A 15,865-nucleotide genomic window follows, 5' to 3' on the forward strand; every position below is an offset into this window, starting at 1 on the left:
CCACCCCCGGCGACAGGCTATAATCGTGCCCATTTTTCCCGTCCCCGGTGGCGCCAAGCGACCTCCCGGGCGGTGTCACTCTTATTGCTCCGGAAGGCCCCATGGACAAGACCTATCAACCCGAACAGATCGAAGCCCGCTGGTACCAGCGCTGGGAAGCCGACAACCGTTTCGCCCCCTCCGGCGAAGGCGCCCCCTACTCGATCATGATCCCGCCGCCCAATGTCACCGGCAGCCTGCACATGGGTCACGCCTTCCAGGACACCATCATGGACACCCTGATCCGCTGGCGGCGCATGCAGGGTCACAACACCCTCTGGCAGGTGGGCACCGACCACGCCGGGATCGCGACGCAAATGCTGGTCGAGCGCAAGGTCGCCGCCGAGGAAGGCAAGAGCCGCCACGACCTGGGCCGCGACGCCTTCACCGACAAGATCTGGGAGTGGAAGGCCGAGTCCGGCGGCCATATCACCCGCCAGCTGCGCCGCATGGGCGCCAGCGTCGACTGGTCCCGCGAGCGCTTCACCATGGACGACGGCTTCTACAAGGCGGTCCAGGAAGTCTTCGTGCGCCTCTATGACGAGGGGCTGATCTACCGCGGCAAGCGCCTGGTCAACTGGGACCCCACCCTGCACACCGCCATCTCCGACCTGGAGGTGGAGAACCGCGACCAGCAGGGCCAGTTCTGGCACTTCCGCTACCCCCTGGCCGATGGCGTCACCACCGACGACGGCAAGGATTACCTGATCGTCGCCACCACCCGCCCGGAGACCCTGCTCGGCGATACCGGGGTGGCGGTCAATCCGGAGGACCCCCGCTACGCCTCGCTGATCGGCAAGGAGATCATCCTGCCGCTGGTGGGCCGGCGCATCCCCATCGTCGCCGACGAGCACGCCGACATGGAGAAGGGCTCCGGCTGCGTGAAGATCACCCCGGCCCACGACTTCAACGACTACGAGGTGGGGCGCCGCCAGGGGCTGCCGCTGATCAACGTCTTCACCCAGGACGCCGCCATCCTGGCCCGGGCCGAGGCCTTCGATATCCAGGGCCGGCCGCTGCCCGACATCGACCCCAGCCTGCCCGAGGCCTACGCCGGCCTGGACCGCTTCGCGGCGCGGCAGCGCATCGTCGCCGATATGGAGGCCGCGGGCCTGCTCGAGCAGATCGAGACGGTCAACAACACCCTGCCCTACGGCGACCGCAGCGGCGATGTCATCGAGCCGCTGCTGACGGATCAGTGGTTCGTCGCCGTGGAGAGCCTCGCCAAGCCCGCCATCGAGGCGGTGGAAAACGGCGATATCGAGTTCGTGCCCAAGAACTATGAGAACATGTACTTCGCCTGGATGCGCGACCTCCAGGACTGGTGCATCTCCCGCCAGCTGTGGTGGGGCCACCGCATCCCCGCCTGGTACGACGCCGAGGGCAACGTCTATGTGGCCCGTACCGCCGAGGAGGCCCGGGCCAAGCATGGGCTTCCCGCCGACCTCGAACTGACCCAGGACGAGGACGTGCTCGATACCTGGTTCAGCTCGGGCCTGTGGACCTTCGGCACCCTGGGCTGGCCGGAGGCGACCCCGGAGCTGGCGACCTTCCACCCCTCCAGCGTGCTGGTCACCGGCTTCGATATCATCTTCTTCTGGGTCGCGCGGATGATCATGCTGACCCTGAAGTTCACCGGCGAGGTGCCCTTCAAGCAGGTCTATGTGCACGGCCTGGTGCGCGACGGCCAGGGCCAGAAGATGTCCAAGTCCAAGGGCAACGTCCTCGACCCCATCGACCTGATCGACGGCATCACCCTCGACGAGCTGCTCGACAAGCGTACCGGCAATATGATGCAGCCGCAGAAGGCCAAGGCGATCGCCAAGGCCACCCGCGCCGAGTTCCCGGAGGGCATCGAGCCCCACGGCACCGACGCCCTGCGCTACACCTTCCTCTCCCAGGCCACCACCGGGCGCGATATCAAGTTCGACATGGGCCGCCTGGATGGCTACCGCAACTTCTGCAACAAGCTGTGGAACGCCTCCCGCTACGTGCTGATGAACACCGAGGGCGAGGATACCGGCCTGAGTGGCGAACCGGTGGAGCTCTCCCTGGCGGATCGCTGGATCGTCTCGCGGCTGCAGCAGACCGAGGCCCAGGTGACCAGGGCGATGGAGGAGTTCCGCTTCGACCACGCCTCCCAGGCCCTCTACGACTTCGTCTGGAACGAGTACTGCGACTGGTACCTGGAGCTCTCCAAGCCGGTGCTGTGGGACGACGCGGCCTCCGCGGAGGCCAAGCGCGGCACCCGCCGTACCCTGGTGCGGGTGCTGGAAGCGATCCTGCGCCTGGCCCACCCGATGATGCCCTATATCTCCGAGGAGATCTGGCAGAAGGTCGCGCCCCTGGCCGGCACCCTGCGCGACGAGGGCGACTCCATCATGGCCCAGCCCTGGCCGCTGCCGGAGGAGGCCAGGATCGACGAGGCCGCCACCCGGGATATCGAGTGGCTCAAGGGCGTGATCGTGGCGGTGCGCAATATCCGCGCCGAGATGAACATCGCCCCGGGCAAGCCCCTCGACGTGCTGCTGACCAAGGGCGGCGAGGGCGACCGGGCACGCCTGGAGGCCAACCGCCGCTTCCTCGCCAAGCTCGCCAAGCTGGAGAGCATCGCCTGGCTCGACGACCCGACCCAGGCCCCGCTCTCCGCCACCCAGCTGGTGGGCGAGATGGAGGTGCTGGTGCCCATGGCCGACCTGATCGACAAGGAGGCCGAACTCGCCCGCCTCGACAAGGAGATCGACAAGCAGGACAAGCTGATCGGCGGCATCGAGAAGAAGCTCGGTAACGAGAGCTTCGTGGCCAAGGCCCCGGCGGCGGTGGTGGAGAAGGAGCGCGGCAAGCTCAACGACTTCCAGGCCGCCCGCCGCCTGCTCGCCGAGCAGCGCGACAAGATCGCCGCGCTCTGAGCGGGCATTTCACAGCCCTGACGGCAAAGGGGCCGGGCGCTTGGCGCCCGGCCCCTTTCTTGCTGATGCCACCTCGGTTTACAGCCCGCGGAAGCTTTCCCACAGCGCCGGCACGCCCGGGAACATCCCGATACCGGCCATCACCATGCACAGGACCAGGAAGACTACGCCGGGCACGACCCAGCGCCCCATATGGCCCAGCTCCCGGCCGCGTTCCTTGCAGCCGATCAGCCCCAGGTTATCGAGCAGCACCGTCAGCGACCAGCCGAACACCGGGTTGACCAGCGCCGAGGAGAAAATCACCACCGCGGCAGACTGAGTGGTCTTGCCCTCGCGGGTCATCTGCATGCCTGCCTCGAGAAGCGGCACATAGACACCGACCATCAGCGCCACACTGAGCACCGGCTGCCACACCGCCAGGTCCATCGGATAGCCCCACAGGGCGGCCACCACGCACAACAGGCCGGTCAGCACGGCCCCGGCGGGAATCGGCCGCCGCGCAATCGCCGCCGGCACGATATAGGTTCCCCAGGAGGAACTGATGTTACCGCCCCCCAGGAGACTGCCGACCACCTGACGGGCCGAGGCGGTGACCATGGTGTCATCCATGTTCATCACCACCCGCTCGGTCCTCGGCGGGTAGTTGAGCTGCTGGAAGACCCGATGCCCCACGAAGTCCGGTGACCACATGGCCACCGCCAGCACCGCGAAGGGTGCCACGGCGACGAAATGCTGGAACGACGGCAAGCCCAGCTGCCAGCCGCTCTCCTCGCCCCACCAGTAGAGCGGATTCAGGTTGGGGATGCCCGGCTCGGTGCTGAACTCGAAGGGTGCCCCCAGGGCGAAGGAGACGACACCGGCGAGCAGCGCCCCCAGCGGGATCGCCAGCCAGCGCATCTGGATATGCTCCAGGAAGGCGTACATGAGGATCGTGGCAATGATCACCACGAACGCCAGATAGGCCATGTCGAAACCTTCGGCCCAGGCGAACAGACTCCCGATCTGGCCGCTGATACCGATAAAGCCCAGATAGAGCAACAGGCCGCCACAGACACCGTTGCTGGTCAGGCGGGCCAGCACGCTGCCCCCCTTGCAGATGCCCAGCAGGAAGCCCAGGCCGCCGATCATCAGCCCCAACGCCATGGGATGACCGCCGGACGCCACGATCAGCGGTATCAGCGGTATCAACGGGCCGTGTGTGCCCGCCAGGTTACTGGTCGGATTCAGGAAGCCCGAGACGAGAACCACAAACAGCACCGCGGCAATCAGCATCTCGTAGCGAACGTTCTCGATGACGAAGTCATCAGAGAGCCCGAGCTGGCCGGCAAAGGCGGCCACGATCGCCGCCACCATCACGATCTTGCCGATGGTGGCCGCCATGGCTGGCACCCAATCCTCGAGTTCGAAGCGGTAGTCTCGGCCAGGAAGGTTCGGACGCCAGCGCCGGGGCGCCATGCTCTGCAATTCGTGATCCAGGTAGTCCGCCCGGGAGGCGAAGGCCGAGCGTGGACGCCGGCGCTGGCAGTAGTCTTCACTGGAGTCGGTCATGGGCTCACTTTGAGGAAGGGAAGAGTGGAAAAAGGGTGACCACTCTAGGAAGACCCGCCCCGCGCCACAATCTGACATTCGGCTAATCCACTGGGCCGCCGGCCATGTTCGAGCGCTCGAGGGGAAACACTGTTCTCATTGCGGGGGTTCGCCTAGAATGGCGCCCACGCCTTCTCCGATGACACCCTCCATGCTCATGAAACACCCCGACTTCGCGCCGGCCCGGCTGCTCTTCTACAACCTGCTGGGGATCGCCCTGATCCTCGGCTGGTGGTCGCCCAACCTGCTGATCTGGGAGGTCCTGGACGACGCCGTCTTCTTTACCACCAATGCCTGGCTGCACGAGGACAATATGGCCTGGGTACACCTGGTGGCCCTCGCCAATCATCGCGCCTTCGACGGCATCAGCCTGCTGGCGATGGCCGCGGTCCTGCTGTGGGCCATCCGCCGCGACCCGGTGGCGGAGCATCGCTGGCTGCGCTGGGGAGGAATCGGCCTGACCCTGCTGCTGACCGCCGGCATCGTCAATCGCATCGAGGCTTATGTCGTCACCTACCGTCATGCCAGCCCCACCCTGGTCTACGACGACGCCACGCGAATCACCGAGCTGGTGGACTACGCCACCAAGGCGGTCTCGGCGAGCAGCTTCCCCGGCGACCACGGCCTGATGCTGATGATCTTCGCCGCCTTTATGTGGCGCTTCGCCGGGCCTCGCGTCGGCCTGGTGAGTGCCGCCCTGGTGGTGCTGTTCAGCGCCCCGCGAATCCTCGGCGGCGCCCACTGGTTCAGCGATATCTATTTCGGCTCCCTGGCCATCGCCCTGGCACTGCTGCCCTGGGCCCTGTGTACGCCCCTGGCGCCGCGTAGCGCATCGGCCATCACGCGAGGCCTGATCGCCCTCAAGGCACGGCTGCTGCCGGCCCGCTAGGAGCGGCGCTTGCCAGACGAAAAGGCCGGGCCCGTCTCACGGGCCCGGCCTGTTTCATGACAGGACGCGATCAGCGGCGCCGAAAGCCGCCCAGCACCCGACTGTCGCGACCGAAGAACACCAGCCGATCATGATCGATCAGGTAGCGGTGGGCGTCCCGCATCATCTCGGCGACCCGCGCCGCCTGGGGGGCGCCGGCACAGTCAGGCCCGCCGTCGAGTCCCTGGATAGCGATGCGATTGCCGTCATCCAGGGCCAGGCTGCCCTCCAGGCGACGACAGCCATCGCTCCCCGTCAGGCGCAGCCCTCCCCGCCCGAGCTCGGCCTCGAACCAGGCCGGTTCGGCCCCCTCCCAGCGCTCGTCGGTCCCCAGCAGGATCAGTTGCCAGCGCGGACCGATCACCGGGGAGCCACCGCTCGCCGTCGGCGCCACGATCTCCCGCTCGGGGGCCGGTGGCGCGCTGCCACAGCCCGCCAGGAGGCTTATCGCCAGGGCACCGATCCACCAGGGCCTTATCATCATCCGTCCTCTCGCCGATCCGAAAAACTCAAGGGTGCCCGATCCTTGGCGACTTGACCAGCGCCCCCGCCGGCCGCTCGCCGCGGGCTTCATCAGGATTTTCTTTATATGCAAACTGCGGAACAATGAAGCGGCTATGCTGAATGGACCGGTGCCTCTCCCGCCTCGATCAAGGAGCCTTCCCATGCTGCGAGCCCTTCATAACGATGCCCTGGGCAAACTGATCCTGCGTCTCTCGGTCGGCGTGCTCATGCTGCTGCACGGCATCGGCAAGCTACTGAATCCGGGCAGCCTCAACTGGATCAGCGACCTGCTGGCCGGCTACGGGCTGCCCAGCTTCCTGGCCTACGGGGTACTGATCGGCGAACTGATCGCACCGATCATGGCCATCGTCGGCTGGCAGACCCGGCTGGCGGGGCTGCTGATGGCCGGCAACATGGTGGTGGCCATCGCCCTGGTGCACACCTCGGAGCTCTTTCTGCTCAACCAGAACGGCGGCTGGCAGCTGGAACTGCAGGGCCTCTTCCTGTTCGGCGCCGCGGCGCTGATCTTCCTGGGCAGCGGACGCCTGGCGGTACGCCCGGATTGAGCGCTGGCCGATAACGAGACGCCGCCCGGGTTCCCCCGGGCGGCGTCTTTTCGCAACCGCGCTACCAGGTGCCCTGATTCTCCATCTCGCTCCAGGGCGCCCTGGGCGGCAGCGGCTCGCCGGCCTGGAGCAGCTCCACGGAGATGCCATCGGGGCTCTTCACGAAGGCCATATGGCCATCCCGCGGCGGGCGATTGATGGTCACACCGCCGGCCTGCAGCCTTTCGCACAGGGCATAGATATCGTTGACCCGATAGGCCAGGTGGCCGAAGTTGCGCCCCCCGGTGTACGCCTCCGGGTCCCAGTTATGGGTCAGCTCGAGCATCGGCGCACGCTGCTCCCGGGCCGCCAGTTCGTCCTCCGGCGCGGCCAGGAAGATCAGGGTGAAGCGCCCCTTCTCGCTCTCCTTGCGGCTGATCTCGATCATCCCCAGCAGGTCGCAATAAAAGTAGAGAGACGCCTCCAGGTCGCTGACGCGGACCATGGTGTGCAGGTATTGCATGTCGGGACTCCTTTACGGCTGAATATGGCGTTGGAAGATCTCCGGGGCAGGGTCTGCGACCTGCCAGCTATAGACCGCATAGTCGTCGACGCGGCCGGTCTCCATCCCCGGCGAGCCATGGGGCATGCCGGGTACCGCCAGCCCGGCCACCTCGGGACCCTCCTCCAGTAGGCGGCGGATATCGGCGGCGGGCACATGGCCCTCGATCACATAGCCGTCCACCACCGCGGTATGGCAGGAGGCGAGCCGCGGCGGCACGCCCCGGTCGATCTTGACCTGGCGCATCTCCCGGGTGTCATGCAGACGCACCTCGAAGCCCTCGGCCTCCAGGTGCTCCGCCCAGGCGGTGCAACAGCCGCAGTTGGGGTCTTTCCACATCTCCACCAGCGGCCCGGCAACGGCCAGGGGCGAGAGCACCAGGCTCAGCCCCGGCAGCACCAGGCGGCGTAACAGTCGTCTTGCCAACATCGCTCGTCTCCGCTTTCAGGCACCGACGGCAGGATACCCCGCCACGACAGGAGTCACCATGCCCCACTACTGCGACACGGCCCCCTCCCACCCCGTGCACGGGCCCTACCATGATCATGAGTATGGTTTCCCCATCGGCGACGAGGCGACGCTCTTCGAGCGGCTGGTGCTGGAGATCAATCAGGCGGGGCTCTCCTGGCTCACCGTGCTCAACAAGCGGGCGGCCTTCCGCGCCGCCTTCGAGGGCTTCGCGGTCGATCGGGTCGCCGCCTATGGCGAGGCCGAGCGCGCCCGGCTGCTGGCCGATGCCGGGATCATCCGCAATCGCCTCAAGGTCGAGGCGGTGATTCATAACGCCCGGGTGGTGCGCGAGCTGCGCGACTCCCACGGCGGCTTCCACGCCTGGCTGGAGGCGCATCACCCCCTGAGTCACGCCGACTGGGTCAAGCTGTTTCGCCGCACCTTCCGCTTTACCGGCCCGGAGATCGTCGGCGAGTTCCTGATGAGCAGCGGCTATCTGCCCGGCGCCCACCGGGACGACTGCCCGGTGCAGGCGCGCATCCTGGCCGCCGGCCCCGCCTGGGCCCGCTGACGGGCCCCGCGAGGCCTTGTATCGACAGGCCCGCGAGCCAAGCCTCAGAGCCGGGCGACCCACTGCTCGATGGCCGATTTCGCCTCGCCCAGGGCCTCCTGCTGATGGCCCATATTGAGGCCCTCGGCGAAGATGCTGTTCACCTCGGAGATGCCGATCATGCCGAGCATCGCCTCCAGATGCGGGGTCTGGGTGTCCATGGGGGTCCCGGCATATTGGCCGCCCCGGGCCAGCAACAGCAGGGCACGCTTGCCCTCCACCAGGCCCTGGGGACCGTTCTCGGTGTAACGGAAGGTGACCCCGGCGCGCATCACCCGATCGAACCAGGCCTTGAGCTGGCTGGGCACCCCGAAGTTGTACATGGGCACCGCCAGCACCACCTGGTCATGGGCTTTGAGCTCCTCGATCAGCGCATCGGAGCGGGCCGCCAGGGCCTGCTGCTCGGCACTGCGCTCGTCGGCGGCCACCTGCCAGCTACCCAGCTCGGCGAGGCCCAGGTGGGGCAAGTCATCGGCCACCAGGTCGCGGCGAGTCACGTCGAGGTCGTCGCGGCGAGCCGCCTCGGCGACCAGGTGGTCGGCCAGGGCCTGGGAATTGCCGCCGAGGATGGAGCTGGTGAGTACGAGGATCTTGGTGGTCATGGCGATTCTCCTGATCGAAGGGGCAACGAGTCATGGACCGTTGCTGAGCTGATGATCGCCATTTTAAATGCATTTTTTGAGATGATAATCGCAAAAAAACGCGACAACCTTTCTAAAAAATAAAAAGATTGCCGCCTCGCCTCGAGTGCCGACTCAGGGGGCGATGCCCTGACCACAGCCCCGGTACTGGCGCCCCTCCAGCTCCAGGGTGACCCGGGCCGGGAAGGGCTCGCCGCTCATGTCATCGAAGCAGGCCCGGGCTTCCAGGGTCAGGGTAAAGGGGGTATCGGCACGGCCACTGGCCAGTACCATCCGGCCGGCGGCGTTGTCGATCTCGGTAACCCGGTAAGGCAGGCTCAACTCGCGCTGGCCATAGTCCAGGGTCAGATCCAGCTCCGGCACGTCATGGGCCAGGCTCACCGCCCAGCCCGGCTCGTTGCCACGGCCGTGGAACATCACCCCGGGGCGCTGCGCCCGGGTCAGGGCCCGCCGGGCGATATCGCCGCGACACTCCAGGCGGCCGTGGTCGCTCTCCACCAGGGCGGTATCGCCGCGATTCCAGAAGCTCAGCCCCGCCTGTTCGTAGCGGGCGCCGGAGGCCACCACCGCCGGGGTCAGGCGATAGCTCCCATGGGCCGACCAGAGGCGCAGCTCCTCCTCGCCGAAGGCGGCCACCAGGTCCTGGGCCGGGGTGCAGCGCCAGGCGATAAACTCCTCGGCATCGCCGGGAAAGAGCGCCGAGGGCAACAGCGGCGCCGTGGGCCGCGCCTGGGTAGCGTCTTCCGCCGCGACCGGGGCGGCGTCGATGCCGGGACGGCTCTCCACCACGGGTCGCTCCGCGGGCGCCACGGCACAGCCGGCCAGGGCCAGCAGGCTTCCCAGCCACAGGGAACCGCGCAGGATAGGGGGGATGCGGGACATGCGAACTCCTTGCAACGTCTGAGACTCCGCCACCAGCATATCAGGCGCCGGGGCCCCTGGCCCCGGCGCCTGCTTCGCTTTACCAACGCTGTGACGGCAGTGAGTTAGCGTCGGCGCGCGACAAGACGCATAGGCTTAGCCGTATTTGCGACGTAGCTGGTGGGCCGCCTCCACCATATTGGCCAGGGCCGGCTCCACCTCGGCCCAGGTGCGGGTCTTGAGGCCACAGTCCGGGTTGATCCACAGCCGCTCGACCGGGATACGCTCGGCGGCCTTTTCCATCAGCTGCACCATCCACTCCACCTCAGGCAGGTTCGGCGAGTGGATGTCGTAGACTCCGGGGCCGATCTCGTTGGGATAGGCGAAGTCCTGGAAGGCGTCCAGCAACTGCATGTCCGAGCGCGAGGTCTCGATGGTGATCACGTCCGCATCCAGGGCGGCGATGGCGTCGATGATGTCATTGAACTCCGAATAGCACATATGGGTGTGGATCTGGGTGGCATCGGCGGCCACCGCGGCGCTGAGTCTGAAACACCCCACCGCCCAGTCGAGATACCCGGCCCAGTCGCCCCGGCGCAACGGCAAGCCCTCGCGCAGCGCCGGCTCGTCGATCTGGATCGCCGCGATCCCCGCTCGCTCCAGGTCCGCCACCTCGTCGCGCAGCGCCAGGGCGATCTGCCGACAGGTGGTCTCCCGGGGCTGGTCGTCGCGCACGAAGGACCACTGCAGGAGGGTCACCGGGCCGGTGAGCATGCCCTTCATGGGCTTGTCGGTGAGCGCTTGGGCGTATTCGCTCCAGCGCACCGTCATCGGCGCCGGACGGCTGATGTCGCCGTAGATCACCGGCGGCTTGACGCAGCGGGAGCCGTAGCTCTGCACCCAGCCGTGGCGGGTGAAGGCGAAGCCCTCCAGCAGCTCGCCGAAGTACTCGACCATGTCGTTGCGCTCCGGCTCGCCATGCACCGGCATATCCAGGCCCAGGGCCTCCTGGCGGGCCACCGCCTGGGCGATCTCCTCGCGCATCCGCGCCTCGTAGGTCTCGCGGTCCAGCTCGCCGGCCTTGACGGCCCGGCGGGCGGCGCGAATCTCGGCGGTCTGGGGGAAGGAGCCGATGGTGGTGGTGGGCAGCAGCGGCAGTCCCAGGCGCCGGTGCTGCTCGACGGCGCGCCGGGCATGGGGACTGGCCCGCTCGCTATCCGCGGCGGTGACCGAGCTCAGGCGCTGGGCCACCGCCGGCCTGTGAATCCGCGGCGAGGCGGCGCGGGCCGCCAGGGCGCTGCTGGCCGCCTCGCGCCGGGCCCGGTCGTCCGGGGTGGCGCGACCGCCCAGCAGCCGCGCCAGGGTCACGGTCTCGTCGAGCTTCTGGCGGGCGAAGGCCAGCCAGCCCCTGAGCTCGGCGTCCAGCTCGGTTTCGGCCTCCAGGTCCACCGGTACATGCAGCAGCGAGCAGGAGGGGGCGATCCACAGCCGCTCGCCCAGGCGCTGCTTGGCGTCACTCAACCGCTCCTGAAGCGCCGCCAGGTCGGCGCGCCAGATATTGCGCCCGTCGATGGCCCCCACCGAGAGCACCTTGTAGGCGGGCAGGTTATCCAGCACCGGCGTCAGCTGCTCGGGGGCCCGCACCGCATCGATATGCAGGCCCTCCACCGGCAGGCTCACCGCCAGCTGCAGGTTATCGCCCAGGGCACCGAAATAGCTGGCCACCAGCAGCTTGAGTGGCGCGCTACCCAGGCGGTTATAGGCGGCTTCATAGGCCTGGCGCCAGGCCTGGGGCAGGTCCTGCACCAGCGCCGGCTCGTCGAGCTGGACCCACTCCACGCCCTGGGCCGCCAGGCGCGTCAGCAGTTGGCCATAGACCGTCACCACCTCGTCCAGCAGGCTCAGGCGGTCGAAGTCGGCGCCCTTGGTCTTGCCCAGCCACAGCCAGGTCAGCGGTCCGACCAGGGTCACCTTGAGGGGATGGCCGGCGGCCTGGGCCTCGGCCACCTCGTCGAAGAGACGCTGGCTGGCCAGCCGGAACGGCTGCCCCTCGTGCAGTTCCGGTACCAGGTAGTGGTAGTTGGTATCGAAATACTTGGTCATCTCGCAGGCGGCGGCGGGGGCGCCGCTCGGGGCCCGCCCGCGGGCCAGGCGGAAATAGGTGTCCAGGGAGACGTCGCCCCGGGCCAGCTCCTCCTCGGCGCCGAAGCGGCTCGGAATGGCGCCCAGCAGCACCGAGACATTGAGCACCTGATCGTAGAAGGCGAAATCGCCCACGCTGACCAGGTCGAGGCCGGCATCGCGCTGGGCCTGCCAGTGGCGGGCACGCAGCTCGCGCCCCACCTGCTCGAGGCCCTCCCGATCCAGTTCGCCCTTCCAGTAGGCCTCGGTGGCCCGCTTCAGCTCCCGGTTGGCGCCGATCCGTGGGTAGCCCAGGGTATGTGACAGCGTCATATCTATTCCCTCTAGATATTAAAAATCTTTTTTATGGCACCAATCGCCATAAGCAGTGAGGGAAGTCTGGCTGGCCAAGAGAGGTGAATCAAACTAAATTAACTAATCGTTAAAGTGAAAGAAGCTCATACTCATGCTGGAACTGCGACACCTACGCACCCTGGTCGCCTTGCGCGATGCCGGTTCCCTGGTGGAAGCCGCCGAACGCGTGCATCTGACCCAGTCGGCCCTCTCCCACCAGATCAAGGACCTGGAGGAACGCCTGGGCAACCCCCTCTTCCTGCGCAAGACCCGTCCGGTGGAGTTCACCCGCGCCGGTCAGCGCCTGCTGGCGCTGGCCGAGCAGGTGCTGCCACAGGTGCGCATGGCCGAGCGCGACCTGGCGCGCCTGGCCGGCAACGAGCAGGGCCGCCTGCATATGGCCATCGAATGCCATAGCTGCTTCCAGTGGCTGATGCCCACCATCGACCATTTCCGCGATCACTGGCCGGAAGTGGAGGTGGACATTCCCAGCGGTCACAACTTCGACCCGCTGCCCGCCCTGGCCCGGGAACAGCTCGACCTGGTGATTACCGCCGACCCCCAGCCCCTGCCGGGGGTCTTCTATGAACCGCTGTTCCGCTACCAGGGGCTCCTGGCGGTGGCCAAGCAGCACCCCTTCGCCGAACGCCCCTATGTGCTGCCCCGGGACCTGGCCGAGGAGACCCTGATCATCTACCCGGTGGAGCAGGGGCGCCTGGATGTCTTTACCCAGTTCCTCGACCCGGCCGGGGTCAAGCCCAAGGAGGTACGCACCGCCGAGCTGACCATCATGATGATGCAGCTGGTGGCCAGCGGCCGCGGCGTCTGTGCGCTACCCAACTGGGCGCTCACCGAGTACCTGGAGCGGGACTATGTGCGCGGCGTGGCGCTGGGCGACGGCGGCGTCTGGAGCACCCTCTTCGCGGCGATCCGCGAGGAGAATCGCGATGCTCCCTGGATGGAGGACTTCCTGCGCACCGCCCGGGAGACCTCCTTCGCGGTACTGGAGGGCATCAAGCCGGCGTAACCAGGGTGGGCGCCCGACCCGGCCATCGCTCGGCACAGCCGAGCTCCCACAAGGCAGCTGATTTATGGATAGAAGAAGCTTGGTATTCGTCAGCGTGTCTCGAGGGGAAGCAGGAGGCTAAAGCGGGCGCCGCCGAGCGTGGTAGAGAGTCATGGAGAGCGGCTATCGTCCACGGGGTGCATTGTCTGGCAACTCAGCGGCGCTCCAGGGGCAATAACAGGCTAAAGCGGGCGCCACCCAGATGCGGACTGTCGTCCACCGCCACGCTGCCGCCATGCCAGGCCATCACCTTCTGGACGATGGAGAGCCCCAGCCCATAGCCGCCGGAGCGGCGGGTGCGACTGTCGTCGAGGCGGGCGAAGGGCTTGAAGATCCCCTCCCGGGCCCGCACCGGCACCCCGGGACCGTCATCCTCCACGTCGATACGCAGCGCCCAGGGCTCCTGGGTCAGGCGCACCTCGACCCGACCGTTGGCGTGGCGACAGGCATTGGCCACCAGGTTCTGCAGGGCGCGCTGCAGATAGCGCGGATCGGCCTGGGCCTCCACCGGGGAGCCGGGCACCAGCAGCAGCTCGAGCTCCCCATGCAGCGGCGCCAGGGTCTCCACCACCCGCTGCGCCATCTCCCGGCAATCCAGGCTCTCGCGGCTGAGCACCTGCCCCTGACCGGGGTCGCCCCCCAGGCGCGCATAGGTGAGGATCTCGTCCACCAGGGCGTCGAGTTCCTCGATATCGGCATCGATGCCCTGCAGCTGGCGGCGAATGCCGCCATCCTCGGTCATGTCCTCGACCATCTGCACCGCGAAGCGAATGCGTGCCACCGGGGTGCGCAGCTCATGGGAAACGGCGCGAATCATCTCCTGCTGGGTGCGCAGCAGCGACTGCACCCGGGCCGCCATGCCATTGAAGGCCATGCCCAGGCGCCCCAGGAAGTCGCCGCTCTCCACCTTGACCCGGGTATCCAGGTGGCCGGCGGCGATCCGCGTCGCCGCCTGCTCCAGCCCCGCCATCCGCGACTCCAGGCCACGCACGATCAAGTAGATGCTGGCCGCCAGCCCCATCAGCAGCACGCCGATCAGCAGCAGGGCCAGGCTCATCGGCATGGGCTCGAAGGCCTCCATGGGCCCTACCACCAGCCACTGGCCCTGGCCGGCCTCGCCGCCGGGCAGCGGCAGATAGAGGGAGATGGCCCAGCGCTGGGGCAACAGGCGAATGGTCACCTCCGCCTCCTGAAGACGACGCTGCGGCGGCGCCTGGGCCCAGCCCTCGGGGGGGGTGTCGCCGAGGCTGACCGGCAGGGCCGTCTCGGCCAGCAGGCTCAGCCGGACCTCGCGCTCGCTGGGCGAGGCCTGCTTCAGCCAGCGTCCCAGCTCCACCGCCAGGCCACGCAACTGCTGCTCGTTGAGGCTGTCCAGCTCCGCCACCATCAGGCTCGCCTGGTCGGGCAGCCGACGGCGCAACAGCCAGCCCTGCCCCTCCCGGGGTTCGACCAGGGTCTGGCCCTCGTCGAGGCGAACGCGTTCGAAGTAGTTGAGCGGCAGAGACGCGCTGGGGGCTACCGAGAGGCGGATATCCAGCTCCCGGGAACGCTGCACCAGCCAGGCGTCTCGGGCCGCTTCGGGCAGGCCGGCATAGCGATGGGTCAAGACCAGCATGGGGGCGCTGGCCAGCCGCTCCCGGTAGTGCTCGCGGCGCACCTGATCGATCACCGCGAAGCTCCCCAGGGCCAGGCCGCCGATCACCACCAGGGCCAGGGCCAGCAGGACATAGACCCGCAGGAAGGTGCTGTCGGCCAGGGGCCGAGGCAGGAGGCGGGTCGGCATCAGCCGTCCTTGACGAAGAGGTAGCCCTTGCTGCGAACCGTCTTGATGCGATGCGGCTGGTTGGGGTCATCGCCGATCTTGGGACGGATCCGCGAGACCCGCACGTCGATCGAACGGTCCTGACCGTCATACTTGATGCCGCGCAGCTGGGCGAAGATCTCCTCCCGGGTCAGCACTCGCCCGGCATTGCTGGCCAGCAGCCAGAGCAGATCGAACTCGGCGCTGGTCAGGTCGATGCGCTCGCCGTTCAGCCAGGCCTCCCGGGTGGCGCTGTCGATGGCCAGGTCGCGGAAGCGCAGCTGCGCCTCGCCGCTCGCCTCGGCGCGGCGCAGCAGGGCACGCATGCGCGCCAGCAGCACCCGCGGCTGCACCGGCTTGGGCACATAGTCGTCGGCGCCCATCTCCAGGCCCAACACCTGATCCATGTCATCGGTGCGGGCGGTTAGCATCAGGATGGGGCCCTGATAGTCGCCGCGTACCCGGCGGCAGATCGACAGCCCATCTTCCCCGGGCAGCATCAGGTCCAGGATCACCAGGTCCGGCTGCAGCTCGAGAATCCGCGCCACCCCCTTGGCGCCATCGGCCTCGACGCTGACACGGAAGCCATTGGCCTCCAGATAGTCACGTGTCAGATCGGCGAGACGCTCATCGTCCTCGACGATCAGCACATGTTCCCGGTCGCTGCTTGTCACGCTAGCATCCACTCCCATGAGTGCGTTTCCTTGTTCATATGAGTCTCCCCTTGTGGCGACTGGCCGTCCGAGGGTACTCCGACCCTAGGTTATCGCATGTGACGCATTTTCGTCGCCATTACCGGTAACGAAAACGTCGAAGGCGGAAGATAATAAGGGTTATCTGAATTAATCGCGAAACCGCACCCCAGCGCCTCCCTCGCCGCCCCCGCC

Annotated in this window: 14 protein-coding genes; 5 read left to right on the forward strand and 9 right to left on the reverse strand. The window is 67.5% G+C overall.

Annotation, left to right across the window (positions count from 1 at the left end; all coding sequences use genetic code 11):
- Positions 1-101: 101 nt before the first annotated feature.
- Positions 102-2,948 (forward strand): valine--tRNA ligase, encoded by a 2,847-nt coding sequence (locus NFU04_RS04560; protein ID WP_251308316.1) that lies wholly within the window; start codon positions 102-104, stop codon positions 2,946-2,948.
- Between the two features lie 78 nt (positions 2,949-3,026).
- Here the strand turns inward: NFU04_RS04560 and NFU04_RS04565 are convergent, their stop codons facing one another.
- Positions 3,027-4,496 carry a DUF3360 family protein gene (locus NFU04_RS04565; RefSeq protein ID WP_251308317.1) on the reverse strand — a complete coding sequence of 490 codons (1,470 nt, stop codon included), beginning with the start codon at positions 4,494-4,496 and terminating at the stop codon, positions 3,027-3,029.
- Positions 4,497-4,686: 190 nt separating this feature from the next.
- Here NFU04_RS04565 and NFU04_RS04570 point away from each other — a divergent pair, with 190 nt between their 5' ends.
- Entirely contained in the window at positions 4,687-5,424 is a 738-nt protein-coding gene (locus tag NFU04_RS04570) for a phosphatase PAP2 family protein (protein WP_251308318.1), read from the forward strand.
- A 70-nt stretch (positions 5,425-5,494) separates the two neighbouring features.
- On the opposite strand, the gene NFU04_RS04575 is transcribed toward NFU04_RS04570, so the two are convergent.
- A complete protein-coding gene (locus tag NFU04_RS04575; protein WP_251308319.1) occupies positions 5,495-5,947 on the reverse strand; it encodes an META domain-containing protein in 453 nt (150 codons plus the stop codon).
- Positions 5,948-6,128: 181 nt separating this feature from the next.
- On the opposite strand from NFU04_RS04575, the gene NFU04_RS04580 reads away from it, so the two are divergent.
- Positions 6,129-6,533: a DoxX family protein gene (locus NFU04_RS04580; protein ID WP_251308320.1), complete on the forward strand. Its 405-nt coding sequence runs from the start codon at positions 6,129-6,131 to the stop codon at positions 6,531-6,533.
- A 61-nt stretch (positions 6,534-6,594) separates the two neighbouring features.
- On the opposite strand, the gene NFU04_RS04585 is transcribed toward NFU04_RS04580, so the two are convergent.
- A complete protein-coding gene (locus NFU04_RS04585; RefSeq protein ID WP_251308321.1) occupies positions 6,595-7,035 on the reverse strand; it encodes a VOC family protein in 441 nt (146 codons plus the stop codon).
- Positions 7,036-7,047: 12 nt separating this feature from the next.
- A complete protein-coding gene (locus NFU04_RS04590; RefSeq protein ID WP_251308322.1) occupies positions 7,048-7,503 on the reverse strand; it encodes a DUF411 domain-containing protein in 456 nt (151 codons plus the stop codon).
- A 58-nt stretch (positions 7,504-7,561) separates the two neighbouring features.
- Here NFU04_RS04590 and NFU04_RS04595 point away from each other — a divergent pair, with 58 nt between their 5' ends.
- Entirely contained in the window at positions 7,562-8,095 is a 534-nt protein-coding gene (locus tag NFU04_RS04595) for a DNA-3-methyladenine glycosylase I (protein ID WP_251308323.1), read from the forward strand.
- A gap of 44 nt (positions 8,096-8,139) precedes the next feature.
- Here NFU04_RS04595 and NFU04_RS04600 read toward each other — a convergent pair whose 3' ends face one another.
- From NFU04_RS04600 to metE, 3 genes are all read right to left on the reverse strand, one after another.
- Complete coding sequence (locus NFU04_RS04600) at positions 8,140-8,736, reverse strand: FMN-dependent NADH-azoreductase (RefSeq protein ID WP_251308324.1); 597 nt, start codon at positions 8,734-8,736, stop codon at positions 8,140-8,142.
- Positions 8,737-8,889: 153 nt separating this feature from the next.
- Positions 8,890-9,657, reverse strand: a complete 768-nt coding sequence (locus NFU04_RS04605) for an MliC family protein (RefSeq protein WP_251308325.1) — start codon at positions 9,655-9,657, stop codon at positions 8,890-8,892.
- Between the two features lie 135 nt (positions 9,658-9,792).
- Positions 9,793-12,090 carry a 5-methyltetrahydropteroyltriglutamate--homocysteine S-methyltransferase gene (metE, locus tag NFU04_RS04610; RefSeq protein ID WP_251308326.1) on the reverse strand — a complete coding sequence of 766 codons (2,298 nt, stop codon included), beginning with the start codon at positions 12,088-12,090 and terminating at the stop codon, positions 9,793-9,795.
- A gap of 133 nt (positions 12,091-12,223) precedes the next feature.
- Here metE and NFU04_RS04615 point away from each other — a divergent pair, with 133 nt between their 5' ends.
- Entirely contained in the window at positions 12,224-13,138 is a 915-nt protein-coding gene (locus NFU04_RS04615) for a LysR family transcriptional regulator (RefSeq protein ID WP_251308327.1), read from the forward strand.
- A gap of 193 nt (positions 13,139-13,331) precedes the next feature.
- Here NFU04_RS04615 and NFU04_RS04620 read toward each other — a convergent pair whose 3' ends face one another.
- Both NFU04_RS04620 and NFU04_RS04625 read right to left on the reverse strand, forming a co-directional pair.
- The gene (locus NFU04_RS04620; protein ID WP_251308328.1) at positions 13,332-14,960 is read right to left on the reverse strand and encodes an ATP-binding protein; all 1,629 of its coding nucleotides are present in this window, start codon (positions 14,958-14,960) and stop codon (positions 13,332-13,334) included.
- Positions 14,960-15,670 carry a response regulator gene (locus NFU04_RS04625; RefSeq protein WP_251308329.1) on the reverse strand — a complete coding sequence of 237 codons (711 nt, stop codon included), beginning with the start codon at positions 15,668-15,670 and terminating at the stop codon, positions 14,960-14,962. Before NFU04_RS04625 ends, NFU04_RS04620 begins: the two co-directional genes overlap by 1 nt.
- Between the last annotated feature and the right edge of the window lie 195 nt (positions 15,671-15,865).

The organism is Halomonas sp. NCCP-2165 (genome assembly GCF_023708045.1).
Classification (GTDB): domain Bacteria; phylum Pseudomonadota; class Gammaproteobacteria; order Pseudomonadales; family Halomonadaceae; genus Bisbaumannia; species Bisbaumannia pacifica.